This window comes from Pigmentibacter sp. JX0631, from assembly GCF_029873255.1.
Lineage (GTDB): Bacteria > Bdellovibrionota_B > Oligoflexia > Silvanigrellales > Silvanigrellaceae > Silvanigrella.
Genome location: NZ_CP123622.1, coordinates 160,599 through 172,862 on the forward strand (window position 1 = coordinate 160,599; position 12,264 = coordinate 172,862).

Genomic DNA, 12,264 nt, shown 5'->3' on the forward strand with positions numbered 1-12,264 from the left:
TTCAGGAAATAACATGCTGCATATTTTCAAAGAAATTCATTATCATCTAAAAACAGTAGAAAAAAATACAAGATTAATTGACTTACTCTCAGCAGCTGCAATTATTAATAATCAAGATGAACAAATATCAAGCCTTCAAAAAGATTTTTTAATTACTGAAGTTGCCTTTTCTTACAAACATTTTGGATTCAGTTTATTTTGTCCAACAAGTGTCAATTTTATAATAAAAGAAATATCAAGATTAGCAAATTTAAGTCCAATTTATATAAAAAAATGGCTCATGATAGTTGCTGATTTGCTTTTACAAGAACTAGACCCTGATGAAAAAGAAAGAATTTTTGATAATACAAGTAATATATTAGAAGAAATATTTGCACAAGAGTTTATAAAACGAATTTTTTGTACAGAACAAGAAGAAGATTATCTTACTGGAATGTCAATATTTCCAACAGATTTTATAGATAATATTAGAAGTTATAGCAGAAATAAAATTAGTAAAATCACTTTAAATAGCAATATTAATCATGATGACTCTGTTTTTGATGAAAACGAATTTTTTCTAGATGAGTTTGATACTTTAAAAAATTCTGTCTTTAATTTTCTAAATAAATTACAGGAAGATCCTTTATCTTTACTTTCTTGGAGATTAGAATCATTTGTTTGTGTTTCTCAAAAAAATAATACCTTATTTTTACTAAAAGATGATCGAACAGGAAGAACAAACGATCCCAAAAAAGTAATGTCTATAATTTCTTTGTTAGTACCGCATAGAGATCAAACTGGTAACTTATTACTCCCTGATTCTCCAATATCAATATCACAGTTGGCAAAAATTTTTTCAGAAGAATTTAAATCAGATAAGTTTCAAGTAGATATAATAAAAAACTGGTTAAATCTTAAAAATCCAGAAAATATCAAAAAGGAAATAGAATTTCTACTTAATTCTGGTGTTGAAAATGGTATATTTTTTAAAATTCCGAATGGAAATAAATCTTTCTCATATGGATTGAGTGATAATGGCTTAAAAATTATCAAACCATTTCATAAAGTATTAACGGACACAATTTTAATACAGAATATTGACCAATTTTAAAATACAGATATTCTAACGGGCAACTAGGGTTTTTCCCCAAGATTAGAGGACAACTATGCCAAGACCCGTTATTGATCACTATGAAACAAATGAATACTACACCATTAAAGTAACAAAACCTAGTTTAAGGTATATCGACTTTTTTTTAAAACTAAAAGCAGGTCCTAAACTTTTAAGCACGGGTTTTTACCCGAATGCTAAAGAAATCTCAGAAACACAAGGCGCATTTGAAGCTGTAAGGCATAAACTAAAGTTAAATTATTCTGATGAATCTGTAGCTGTTGTTATTGTTGGAGATGGTATTAATCCTCGTACTGGGTATTATATTGCAAACATGACAAAGTGGCATGTATTTTCAATTGATCCTGAAATGCAAAGAAATTACCAAGAAATATTAGAAAAAATCAAAGACAAAAAAAACCTTTCTATTTTCCCCCAGAAAATTGAAGATTGTCAATTAGATCTAAGTAATTTTAGTACAATTGTTTTATTATTCGTCCACTCACATGCTAGTCTGAAAGCATCAATACAAGCGATTACGAAAAAAAGTGATACGACAATAATTCATGCTGTTTCGATGCCTTGTTGCTTTGATGATGACTTAGGAATTCCTTTTGATTTAAAATTCGATGACCCTTATGTCATTTCAGTACATAGAACATTATTTATTTATAAAAATATAATGAAACATTTTTAATTATCAAATGCCCTTGAAATAGCATCTATTACCTTTTGTCTATCAATTTGTTTTTTATTTGAATTATCATCGTCTTCTTCAGGAGCAACTTTTAATTCTTTTTGAATGGCTGCAAATAAAGTCGTTTTTTTAGACACTTGAATTGAAAAAATGCCAAACCAAACCAATCCAATAATAAAAAATATTGATAGATATTTAAAAAATGCGGCCATAAAACTCTCCTTCTTAAATTTCGGAGAGTTTTCTTACTAATCAAGAGTCACTTAAGTGACATGTCTTAAAAGTAACAATTTTTCTTAAAATTTAATGCTCTTTTATATACATATCAAAACTTGGATTAAAATCTTGTGAATTTTTACCAGTATAACCACCAACGTAACTTTTTACTAGATGAGTGGTTACAGCTGAATATAATGGAACAATAGCATAGTCATGCATAAACAAAAGAGAAGCATCTTCTAGTAACTTTCTTCTTTTCTTAGCATCTATTTCAAAAGAAGATAATTTTAGCAACTGATCAAATTTTTTGTTACTATATTTGGGACTATTCATTTGACTATCAGAACGAACGACATCTAAAAAAGTATTTGGATCGTTATAGTCTGCAACCCATCTATCCCATGCAACGTCATAATCTCCTTTGTGTCTTGTATTTAAAAATACTTTCCATTCTTGATTTTCTAAAGTTACATCAACATTCAAATGCTGTTTCCACATTGAAGCTACAGCTAGAACCAATTTTTTATTATTTTCATTAGTGCTATAAGTTATCTTTAATTTTAAAGGATTTTTATCACCATATCCTGCCTCTTCATATAATTTTTTAGCTTTTACTACTCTTTCTGTAAAAGGTAAATTTACCCACTCATATTTTTGTTGGGAATAGTTTTTAGTTCCTAATGCAACTATATCATATGTAGGTATTTCACCTCTTCTTGTTACTTGTTTAGTTAAAATGTCCCGATCAACTACCATTGAAAGTGCTTGTCTTAATTTCAAATTATCTTTAAAAGGTTTTTTTTGCATATTAAATGACAACCAATATGCTGCTAAATAAGGATTTATTTTGACTTCTCCTGGAAGTTTTTTCTTCAAATGATCAAATAGGTCAGTAGGAATTTCATTGGTAAAATCAATTTGTCCAGTTTCATACATTTGCACAACAGTACTTAGACTTTGAGTTGGATAGTAATTAACCTCTTCTAAAAGTGTTTTTTTTGCATTCCAATAATTAGGATTTTTTACCAAAGTTATTTTATCACCAACTTTCCAGTACTTTAAAAGAAAAGGTCCATTATTTATCATTTTTCCAAGTTGAAAAAAATCATCTTTATGTTTGTTCAATGCATCTTTTTTTGCAGGTGAACAATTAATCATTGCTATAATTTCTAAAAAATAAGGAGTTGGAGAAGTCAATGTAATTTCTAATGTTTCTTTGTCTAGTGCACGGACGCCTAACTTATCTACAGATAATTTACTTTGATTTATAGCTTCACTATTTTTTATTGGGAAAATTAAAAAGGAATATGAGGATGCTACTTTAGGATCAACTAATCTTTGAAATCCAAAGACATAATCATCTGCTGTTATTATATCACCATTAGACCATTTTGCATTTTTTCTCAGATGAAAGATATAAGTAAGACCATCTTTACTTACTTTCCAACTTTCTGCTCCTGCGGGTTTTAAGTTACCGCTAGCATCATTTCTTATAAGACCTTCAAATAAATCTTGAACAACATTTGTTGTAGGAGCATCTTCTGCTTTTTGCGGATCTAATGTTGCAATTTCTGTTCCATTTGAAATATTTAATTTTTGTACTTTTGCAGCCTTTTGATTGTTTTCTAGTTCAGCCGAAATTGTTTGTATAGAGACAAAGGTACTGTAAAATATAAGAAAGTATTTAAGGATTATTTTGAACTTAAGACCCATTTTTTATTTTCCTTTCATAATTTATTTAAAGTAAAGTACCACTAGCTAAAAAAAAAAGCTAACTAATAGTAAAATATTTCATGCATAAATTTAAAATATATCATTAAGCATTTTTATTTAAAAACTTAAAGAATAAAAATAAAATATGTCTTTAGGGAATAAAAAAAAGCCTTACTAAAAAACTAGTAAGGCTTTTAAGAAAAATAATAAATTATGTTGCCCGTTTACCCCTTTCAAGATCTTCTTGATGGCGCAAAGAATACAGAGCCCATGGTTGAATTTGCAGACGTTTGAAACCAATAGGATCTCCGGTTCCTTCACAAAGACCGTAAGTTCCATCATTAGCATCTATCTTACGCAGAGCTTTTTCTATGAGAGCAATTTTGTTTCTATCTGCTTCAGCAAGTTTCATATTTACTTCTTGATCGGTTTCCACAGAGGCAAGGTCAGTCTCATCTGAAATATCGTCACGACTGATCTCATAAGCTCCTTCATTCTTACGTGCCTGTTCTTTTGCGTAGAGTTCATCTCGCAATTTCGTAAGGAGTGCTTTTAATTGACCGACTTCTTCACGAGTCAATTCCTGTGGTTGAGAAGGCATTTTAGGCGGCATCGTTTTCTGTTCTCCTACACAACACGGATACCAATTCAAATAAACGTTGGTATGACTTTATTGGATGCAAATTAAAACATCAATTGTCTAAATTCGCCTTTTTATTAGTGGGTTGAATTTACCGCACCGGAAAATTGACATACAATAAATTCTCACCAATAGTCTAGGGATAGTATGCATACTCTTTTTGTTCAGTAAAGCCAAGAAAAAGGATAAGGATTTTATGTTCTCGCCCAATAACATTGAGAATATTCAAGAATGTCTTAATTTTATTTCAGGTAAATGGGAGCTTCCTGAAGAAAAAATGGGACACATTACGAGCCCTTTTACAGGACAGATCATAGCGAATACCTATCGTAGCAAAAATGCAACCGTTAATTCAGCTGTACTCAGTGCAAGTAAAAGTCAGCAAGAATGGGAAAAATATAGTTACCGAGATCGAGCTGCTATTTTTCTAAATTATCGTAAATGGTTAATAGAAAATCTAACAGAACTAGCAAAAATTATTAGTAATGAATGTGGGAAGTTACCGAACGAAGCGAAGGATGGATTGTTAAAAGGAATTGAAATTTTAGATTATGCTGTTTCTATTCAAAATCTCGATCAACTTGGAAAAATGACTGTTTCTAAAGGTGTGCAATGCGAATATAGGCGCGAACCTTTAGGAGTCGTAGCAGGTATAACTCCAAGCAATTTTCCAGCTATGGTTCCAATGTGGATGTTTCCTATAGCAATTATGGTTGGAAATAGTTTTATTTGGAAACCATCAGAAAAAACAGCGATGACTGCATATTATTTAGCGCAAGGTTTCAAAGAAGCAGGTTTACCTGATGGTGTTTTAAATGTTATTCAAGGGGATAAAGAAACAGTAGATTTATTATGTGATCATGAAAATATTAAAGCAATTGCTTTTGTTGGTTCTACACCAGTTGCAAAACATGTTTATACAAAAGCTACTACGTCTGGAAAAAGAGCTCTTACCTTGGGTGGAGCTAAAAATCATATATTTTTAATGCCAGACGCAATTAATGAACTTGCCGTTGAAGGAATTCTTTCTTCATTTACCGGTTGTTGCGGACAACGCTGCATGGCCGCTAGTGTTTTACTTGCAATAGGTGATACACAAAAAATTATCGAAGATATTATTATTAAAGCTAAGAATTTTACGCCTGGAAAAGATATCGGAGCCTTAATAACGAAACAATCTTTACAGAAAGTAGAGAAAGCAATTTCTACGGCGAGTTTAAATAAAGAACAAATTTTAGTTGATGGACGAAACCCAAAAGTTGAAAAAGAATTATCTCTAGGTAATTGGTTAAACCCAACCATTATTGATTATGTTTTACCTGAAAGCATTCTTGCAAAAGAAGAATTATTTGCGCCAGTACTATCTATTATTCGTTGTAAAAATATTGAAGAAGCAATGCAAATAGAAAATGCTAACCCCTATGGCAATGCCGCATCAGTTTTTACAACGAGAGGTGATATTGCAGAATTTGTTACATTAAATGCTAGAGCTGGAATGATTGGTATTAATGTTGGAATACCGGTTCCAAGAGAACCTTTTTCTTTTGGAGGCATTAATCATTCGAAATTTGGGCATGGAGATATTACAAGTGATGGAGGCTTAGAGTTCTGGAGCAACCGGAAAAAAGTAACAACTAAATGGTTTCAAATAAAAAATCAAAATTGGATGTCCTAATTAAATTGGAGAATATTATGGTTAACTTTGGACATGTTTTGTTAACTTCACATCCAGCAAGTATATTTAAACAGGCCGCACCTTTAAATTGGGGAGAAGCCGATCCTTTACTAAGAGGACCTGTCGTAGCATCTTTAACGAAACGTGAGCACAGAAATGCTATTGGAACTCATAGCGGAAGTTATTCAGTATATAGAGCATTAGCTAATGCCTCAGGAGCTCTTACGGTAGAACACCGACCAGATTTAACAAATACATCACCCGTGGTTGATATTGGACCATTTCCATCTTGGGGAGATCCCGAAAAAATTGTGAGCTTAGATCCTTGGGGAGCTAAAGTTGGAGAAGTTTTTCAAAGTTTTTTCACAAAAGGGTATGATATACGCCCAACAATCGCTATTACAAAAGCACATATTAATATGCCCGAAATATCTTCGGCAATTGATGCTGGCAGACTTCATATAGATGATAAAATTATTTCAAAAAATAAAGATGTTCTTGTTACCAAAGCCGCAATCGATCCGGTCTGGTATCTTCCAGGAATAGCAAAACGTTTTCAGGTTTCAGAAGGAGATCTCAGGCGGGTATTATTCGATCAAACTGGTGGAATGTTTCCAGAACTCATTACAAGACGAGACTTAAAAGTACTACTACCGCCTATAGGAAGTACAAGTATTTATATTTTTGGTGAAGTAAATCATGTAAGTGATTTATCAAAAAAACTTACTGTAAGAATCCACGATGAATGTAATGGTTCAGATGTTTTTGGCTCAGATATTTGTACTTGCAGACCCTATCTTACACATGGAATAGAAGAATCTATTCGTACTGCTCAAGAAGGAGGAGCAGGAGTTATTGTTTATTTTCGAAAAGAAGGAAGAGCACTAGGCGAAGTAACAAAATTTTTAGTTTACAATGCGAGAAAACGCCAAGAAGGTGGAGACAGTGCAGCAACATATTTTCATCGCACAGAATGTATTGCTGGTGTTCAAGACATGCGTTTTCAGCAACTCATGCCAGATGTTTTACATTGGTTAGGAATTCGTAGAATTGATAATTTAGTCTCAATGAGTGATATGAAATATAATGCAATAGTAAATAGTGGGATTGAGATTGGAAGAAGAGTTTCTATACCTGATGAATTAATTCCACCAGATGCACAAGTAGAAATGGAAGCCAAAAAAGCTGCTGGTTATTATACTGAAGGTAAAACAAAAAGTGTCACAGAACTTAAAAAAGTAAAAGGACGCAAATTAGATGAATGATATGCTCAAAGATCTTAGTGGAGATATTCACGATATAGAATATATTTTTTCTCCGCTTACTATTAGAAAAAAAGCTTTAGAAATATTTAACTTATCTTTAGCAAACAAGACTTTTTTTCAAGTAAATTCTGACAAATTGGATGAAGTATCTACTTTTGTTTCTTCTGTTACTTTAGATAATTATCCAAATTTAAATATCCCCTTTCATTCGCGTTGGAATCATTTTAATGTTGGTCATTTTGATAGATTATCTGAACTAAAATTAGCATTAAAAGATTTAACTACTTATCAAATAACTAAATCAAAAATAGATTTAGTTATTATAAGCGTATTACTTGATGCTGGCGCTGGAAGTAGATGGAAATACTTTGAAAAATCTACTGGAAAAGAATATTCTCGTTCCGAAGGTTTGGCCGTAGCTAGCCTGCGCTTGTTTCTTTCTGGCTTTTTTTCTCTTGATTCTAATAAACCATATCAAGTCCATGCAGAAAAATTAAGACAACTTACATTAGAAGAATTAGCAAATGCACTCCAAGTATCAGAGAAAAATTTTCTAATTGGCTTAGATGGTCGCTTAAAATTACTGCAAAATTTAGGGGAAACTTTACTTAAAGATCCTGAAATGTTTGGAGCTGATAAACCAAGAATTGGAAATATCTTAGATTATTTGCAAGAAAAATTCCCAACTGGGCACATGACTGCTACTCAAATTTTACGTACAATACAAAGAGGTTTAGGATCAATTTGGCCCGGTCGTATTTCTATTAATAAAATAAATTTAGGTGATGTCTGGAGCTATCCTTTATTAGGTGATGGTATAGAGTCTTTGGTTCCTTTTCATAAATTGTCACAATGGCTTTCATACTCTATGTTTGAACCCTTAATGGAAGCTGGTTTTACCATTGGACAAATCGATAATTTAACAGGTCTTGCTGAGTATAGAAATGGTGGATTAATGCTTGATTCAGGATTAATTTCATTAAAAAACAAAGATGATTTAGATAAACTGCATCATCCCGGTTCACCCATAATTGTTGAATGGCGAGCATTAACAATAGTTTTATTAGATGAAATTGCTAAAAAAGTAACAGAAAATTTAGGAAAAAAATCTACTGAATTTCCATTAGCTAGAGTTCTTGAAGGTGGAACATGGTGGGCAGGACGAAAAATTGCAGCGCAACTTAGGAAAGATGGTTCTCCGCCAATAAAAATTGATAGTGATGGCACTGTCTTTTAATATATATAAAATTTATACTATAATGGTATATATTTAATTTGGCGGAATAGGTTTTGCTATGAAGACAAATAAGCCGCAAAAATTTAATGCAACTGTTTTATTTTGTGATATCCGTAAATTTACTACATTATTCGATGAAAAACCGCCTGAAGAAGCGTTCTCTTTTGCAAATTATGTCCTTTCTAGTTTAAGTAAAGTTATTATTAAAAATAAGGGAACAGTAGATAAAATAATGGGGGATGGAATTTTAGCGCATTTTGGTATCACTGATTCACAAAAAGAACATGCAAAATTTGCATGCATTTGTGCGCTAAAAATATTAGACGAAATAACGGTTATTAATTCAAATTACTATTTCTTAAAAAAACCTATTATTTCAGTTGGGATAGGAATTAATACTGGTGATGTTGTTTTTGGTAATATCACGGTTGGAAACAAACTAGTCTCTTCTATTTATGGAGATGTTGTAAATACTGCTTCAAAAATTGAGCACTTAACTAGAAATTTCTTAGTTGATATTATTTGTTCAGAAAGTACATATTTATCTTGTAGTAATTATCTTAATTTTAACGCTCTTGGAAAAGTAAATATAACTGGAAAAAAAAATCAGCAGTCCCTTTATTGGCTATTACCTACAAATTTCAGTAAAATCAAAAAGGATGACTTATGAGTTTTGAAGAAAATTCTTTATTAGATCAGAATGGGAAATTAACAAAAGATTCTATTCAAAAGCTGAAAGATAATGCTGACATGTTAGAATGCCAGTGCCCAAGCAAACTCATAGAAATTATTGAATTAATAAATAATTACGAAGCGTATACTGATGATTGTATTCTTAAATATCCAAATGATAAAACTACACATGAATGGCTAAAATATTCTGCAATTAATATTAATAAACTTCTTTCCTCAACCCTGTTGCAATTAGCAAGATTAGAAGGTTTCCTTACTGATAACAATACAATTAAGAAAAGAAGATAATATATTAATTATTTATATAAATATGACTTGGAACAGTTTTAATGTTATATTTTTTTGTTAAAACTCTATTTTTATCAAAGTAACAATCAAAATCAACATTTAGTGCTTTTAATGCTTTATTAGCATTTTCAATTCTGTCAAAAGTATTTATTATCACAATTTTATTTTTTAATATTTTTTGTTCTTTGCTTAACTTTAAAAGATCATCTTTACAATCAGAGCACCAAGATGAGAAAAATATTAATTCAATTTTGCTTTCACTATTTAAAAGAAAATCAAAATTTTTCTCTTCAAATTCTTTACATTGAGCAATAATTTGATTTGTAAATACAAAAGAAAGTAGTAATATAATTTTTTTAATTACATTTAGTCGCATTATTTACTCTTAAAAGAATGTTTTTTCATATGCAATTAATGCTGAATTTGATGTGGTTTGATTTGAATTTGTAAAAGGTCCTAAATTACCATCATATGCACCACCAATTGTGTAAGAAAATCTTAAAGTATCTTGTTCTGTAACATTATATTTAACTAAAAAGAAAACAGAGTTAGATTGTTGAGTAGGGTTAACATATTTAGTTGAATAACCAGTAGCTTCATTTTTACGATAAATTGTTTCTTCACCTATATAATCAAGAATCATTCCTGTTTGGAATGCTAATTTATATTCTTTCAGAACATGGCCTAAAGTTAGTACAGTAGTATATTGCATATCTCTTGTTCTTTTATATTGAGTCATACCACTAGCATTAACATTATCTGGTTTTCTATCAAATGAATAAGTAAATAATTGACTTGCACCAAATTGTAACCAACTCATTCCCCACCAAAAATCTATACCACCACCGACTTGATGAAAGCCATTTCCGACTGTATCTATTGCGTCTCCATCCAAATCAACCATATTTTTTGCTATTTTAGGTTTATAACTTCCGACTAATTGTACTTGTGGTCTGTATACATTGTCTATCCCCATATTAACCAAATTATAACGTCCTGATAAAATAGGATCTCCTAAAACATATTTAACTTTATTTCCTTTTGATAGATCTGTTGTATCTATAGGTCCTTCATTTTGATTCAACGTTCCTGTTAATGTAATAAAAGCATCATCAGTAAGTCTATAACCAATAGCAAGAGTTAAAGTTTTTCTTGTTATTAATTTTGGATTCGTTGTTCTTATTGCTCCTTGAGAATCACTTTCCTTATAATTCATGTATCCAAAATTTTGTGAAATACCCAAATACGCTTTTAAATTTTCATTTGGATTTAAAACTAAAGGAGTTGTTGCGCTTGAACCACAAGATGAACATGCATAAGAATAAGAGGAAATTAAGGATAAGGTAGCTAATCCAGATGTTAAAGATAATTTTGAAAATTTCACGTATTAATTCCTAACTTAGAGTAAAAATAATATTTCACAACAAAATTAGAAATATTTTGTTCCTATATTTTCTCAACACCTTTTATGAAACAAATTGTTGCAGTATGAAATTTTTGCAATAAATAATTATATTTTATGAATTTAGTAAGGAAAAAGAAATATTCCTATTTTTTATCATCAGGAAATGAACTGCTAAAACTATAATTATAAACCGTATCATTAGAATTAAAACGAATTGTTAAATCTTTGGTTTGACTTTCAGAAAAAGCTGAATATTTATAATATCCATAAGAATATGTTTTCAAACCAGAATCATATCCAACCCGAAAAGGAGGGCCATAGGCCTTTTCAATTTCGGCACGTGTAGTTTCATTAGCTTTTATCCAAACTACTGTACTTGGAAATTGATTACCTACAGTTAAACATGAAGTAATGCTAACCGAACTAAACAATGTCAGAATCATGATAAAAATATTTTTTGACTTCATTTCTTAAGTTCTCCTCTTTCAGTAAAATAATTCATAAACTAGGTAAAGGGTAAAGCAATTGAAACAACTAAATAGATTTTGTTTCTTTATTCTCTTTATATCATATTCTGCTTTTGCTCAAAGAGGTAAAGATTCAATTCAGCAATCTGCTCCAACAGCAACCCCACTAAGTATGTTTGCTGGTTATTTTGACACAGGGATGGTTCCAAAAAATCGTTTTACTTTTGATCTACCTTTAACTGGTGTAGATTATGGCGTTAGCGAAAACTTTACACTTGGGGCAAATTCAGCTTTAGGGGTTTTAACTTTATTTACCCTTCAACCTTTTTTATATTTGAAAGCCAGATATCGCTTTTTTAGTAATAAAGATATTAGTTCTGTGATCACTGGTTATGCTAGTTACGTTTATCTTTCGCCACAAGGAAATAATTTAAAAACTACTTTAAGTTATTATAACTTCACAAATAACACTTCCTATTTTTTTAATTCATACAATATTCTTACTTTTCATTTAACAGCTCTCAATTTAAATTTACAATCAGGTGAACCTCAAGACTTAAAATATTACAAACTTTCAGTTAGCACTGTTGCATTTGGCTTTGGCTATCAACTTTTCTTTAATGATTATATTGGTATTGAAGGTCAATTTCTTTATGCACCTTTTTTTCGCATAGGATATGATGATCCAGGGCAACAAATATCACTTGATTACACTGCAGGAAGCAATTCTATTCCCTATTTTGGAAGATTCTTAATGAATATTAAAACGGGAAAAGAATCAAATTTAAATTTTGGTTTTTTTAATTTAAGCGATCTTATTTACGGTCCTTGGTTAGGTTGGCAAGTTTTATTTTAAGAAATATGCTGGAGAA

The 12,264-nt window shown here is 30.7% G+C and carries 14 protein-coding genes; 8 read left to right on the top strand and 6 right to left on the bottom strand.

Annotated features, from left to right (window positions below):
• Positions 1 to 13 precede the first annotated feature (13 nt).
• Both QEJ31_RS00620 and QEJ31_RS00625 read left to right on the top strand, forming a co-directional pair.
• Positions 14 to 1,093, top strand: a complete 1,080-nt coding sequence (locus QEJ31_RS00620; protein ID WP_280591810.1) for a hypothetical protein — start codon at positions 14 to 16, stop codon at positions 1,091 to 1,093.
• A gap of 55 nt (positions 1,094 to 1,148) precedes the next feature.
• The gene (locus QEJ31_RS00625; protein ID WP_280591812.1) at positions 1,149 to 1,790 is read left to right on the top strand and encodes a hypothetical protein; all 642 of its coding nucleotides are present in this window, start codon (positions 1,149 to 1,151) and stop codon (positions 1,788 to 1,790) included.
• Here QEJ31_RS00625 and QEJ31_RS00630 read toward each other — a convergent pair.
• The 3 genes from QEJ31_RS00630 to QEJ31_RS00640 form a co-directional block, all read right to left on the bottom strand.
• The gene (locus QEJ31_RS00630) at positions 1,787 to 2,002 is read right to left on the bottom strand and encodes a hypothetical protein (protein ID WP_280591814.1); all 216 of its coding nucleotides are present in this window, start codon (positions 2,000 to 2,002) and stop codon (positions 1,787 to 1,789) included. The genes QEJ31_RS00625 and QEJ31_RS00630 overlap by 4 nt on opposite strands.
• Before the next feature lie 91 nt (positions 2,003 to 2,093).
• A complete protein-coding gene (locus QEJ31_RS00635) occupies positions 2,094 to 3,722 on the bottom strand; it encodes a peptide ABC transporter substrate-binding protein (RefSeq protein WP_280591816.1) in 1,629 nt (542 codons plus the stop codon).
• A 211-nt stretch (positions 3,723 to 3,933) separates the two neighbouring features.
• On the bottom strand, positions 3,934 to 4,335 hold the full coding sequence (locus tag QEJ31_RS00640; RefSeq protein ID WP_280591817.1) for a TraR/DksA C4-type zinc finger protein: 402 nt from the start codon (positions 4,333 to 4,335) through the stop codon (positions 3,934 to 3,936).
• Positions 4,336 to 4,558: 223 nt separating this feature from the next.
• Between QEJ31_RS00640 and QEJ31_RS00645 the strand changes: the two genes are divergently transcribed.
• From QEJ31_RS00645 to QEJ31_RS00665, 5 genes are read left to right on the top strand one after another with little or no spacing between them, the layout of a single operon-like run.
• Positions 4,559 to 6,037: an aldehyde dehydrogenase family protein gene (locus QEJ31_RS00645; RefSeq protein ID WP_280591819.1), complete on the top strand. Its 1,479-nt coding sequence runs from the start codon at positions 4,559 to 4,561 to the stop codon at positions 6,035 to 6,037.
• Positions 6,038 to 6,054: 17 nt separating this feature from the next.
• The gene (locus tag QEJ31_RS00650; RefSeq protein ID WP_202914074.1) at positions 6,055 to 7,302 is read left to right on the top strand and encodes a GTP cyclohydrolase II; all 1,248 of its coding nucleotides are present in this window, start codon (positions 6,055 to 6,057) and stop codon (positions 7,300 to 7,302) included.
• Complete coding sequence (locus QEJ31_RS00655) at positions 7,295 to 8,539, top strand: URC4/urg3 family protein (RefSeq protein ID WP_280591824.1); 1,245 nt, start codon at positions 7,295 to 7,297, stop codon at positions 8,537 to 8,539. The genes QEJ31_RS00650 and QEJ31_RS00655 overlap by 8 nt, the downstream gene beginning before the upstream one ends.
• A gap of 58 nt (positions 8,540 to 8,597) precedes the next feature.
• Positions 8,598 to 9,209: an adenylate/guanylate cyclase domain-containing protein gene (locus QEJ31_RS00660; protein ID WP_280591826.1), complete on the top strand. Its 612-nt coding sequence runs from the start codon at positions 8,598 to 8,600 to the stop codon at positions 9,207 to 9,209.
• A complete protein-coding gene (locus tag QEJ31_RS00665; protein WP_280591827.1) occupies positions 9,206 to 9,520 on the top strand; it encodes a hypothetical protein in 315 nt (104 codons plus the stop codon). The genes QEJ31_RS00660 and QEJ31_RS00665 overlap by 4 nt, the downstream gene beginning before the upstream one ends.
• Before the next feature lie 4 nt (positions 9,521 to 9,524).
• Here QEJ31_RS00665 and QEJ31_RS00670 read toward each other — a convergent pair whose 3' ends face one another.
• The 3 genes from QEJ31_RS00670 to QEJ31_RS00680 all read right to left on the bottom strand — a co-directional run bounded on the left by QEJ31_RS00670 (position 9,525) and on the right by QEJ31_RS00680 (position 11,392).
• The gene (locus QEJ31_RS00670; RefSeq protein WP_280591829.1) at positions 9,525 to 9,896 is read right to left on the bottom strand and encodes a redoxin domain-containing protein; all 372 of its coding nucleotides are present in this window, start codon (positions 9,894 to 9,896) and stop codon (positions 9,525 to 9,527) included.
• A gap of 9 nt (positions 9,897 to 9,905) precedes the next feature.
• Entirely contained in the window at positions 9,906 to 10,904 is a 999-nt protein-coding gene (locus QEJ31_RS00675) for a hypothetical protein (RefSeq protein WP_280591831.1), read from the bottom strand.
• A gap of 164 nt (positions 10,905 to 11,068) precedes the next feature.
• Entirely contained in the window at positions 11,069 to 11,392 is a 324-nt protein-coding gene (locus QEJ31_RS00680; RefSeq protein ID WP_280591832.1) for a hypothetical protein, read from the bottom strand.
• A 58-nt stretch (positions 11,393 to 11,450) separates the two neighbouring features.
• Here QEJ31_RS00680 and QEJ31_RS00685 point away from each other — a divergent pair, with 58 nt between their 5' ends.
• The gene (locus tag QEJ31_RS00685; protein ID WP_280591834.1) at positions 11,451 to 12,248 is read left to right on the top strand and encodes a hypothetical protein; all 798 of its coding nucleotides are present in this window, start codon (positions 11,451 to 11,453) and stop codon (positions 12,246 to 12,248) included.
• The last annotated feature ends 16 nt before the right edge of the window (positions 12,249 to 12,264 follow it).

Excerpts from the sequence above, each read along its gene's own strand:
- QEJ31_RS00620 (WP_280591810.1), top strand. The coding sequence starts at position 14 with ATGCTGCATATTTTCAAAGAAATTCATTATCATCTAAAAACAGTAGAA.
- QEJ31_RS00625 (WP_280591812.1), top strand. The coding sequence starts at position 1,149 with ATGCCAAGACCCGTTATTGATCACTATGAAACAAATGAATACTACACC.
- QEJ31_RS00630 (WP_280591814.1), bottom strand. The coding sequence starts at position 2,002 with ATGGCCGCATTTTTTAAATATCTATCAATATTTTTTATTATTGGATTG.
- QEJ31_RS00635 (WP_280591816.1), bottom strand. The coding sequence starts at position 3,722 with ATGGGTCTTAAGTTCAAAATAATCCTTAAATACTTTCTTATATTTTAC.
- QEJ31_RS00640 (WP_280591817.1), bottom strand. The coding sequence starts at position 4,335 with ATGCCGCCTAAAATGCCTTCTCAACCACAGGAATTGACTCGTGAAGAA.
- QEJ31_RS00645 (WP_280591819.1), top strand. The coding sequence starts at position 4,559 with ATGTTCTCGCCCAATAACATTGAGAATATTCAAGAATGTCTTAATTTT.
- QEJ31_RS00650 (WP_202914074.1), top strand. The coding sequence starts at position 6,055 with ATGGTTAACTTTGGACATGTTTTGTTAACTTCACATCCAGCAAGTATA.
- QEJ31_RS00655 (WP_280591824.1), top strand. The coding sequence starts at position 7,295 with ATGAATGATATGCTCAAAGATCTTAGTGGAGATATTCACGATATAGAA.
- QEJ31_RS00660 (WP_280591826.1), top strand. The coding sequence starts at position 8,598 with ATGAAGACAAATAAGCCGCAAAAATTTAATGCAACTGTTTTATTTTGT.
- QEJ31_RS00665 (WP_280591827.1), top strand. The coding sequence starts at position 9,206 with ATGAGTTTTGAAGAAAATTCTTTATTAGATCAGAATGGGAAATTAACA.
- QEJ31_RS00670 (WP_280591829.1), bottom strand. The coding sequence starts at position 9,896 with ATGCGACTAAATGTAATTAAAAAAATTATATTACTACTTTCTTTTGTA.
- QEJ31_RS00680 (WP_280591832.1), bottom strand. The coding sequence starts at position 11,392 with ATGAAGTCAAAAAATATTTTTATCATGATTCTGACATTGTTTAGTTCG.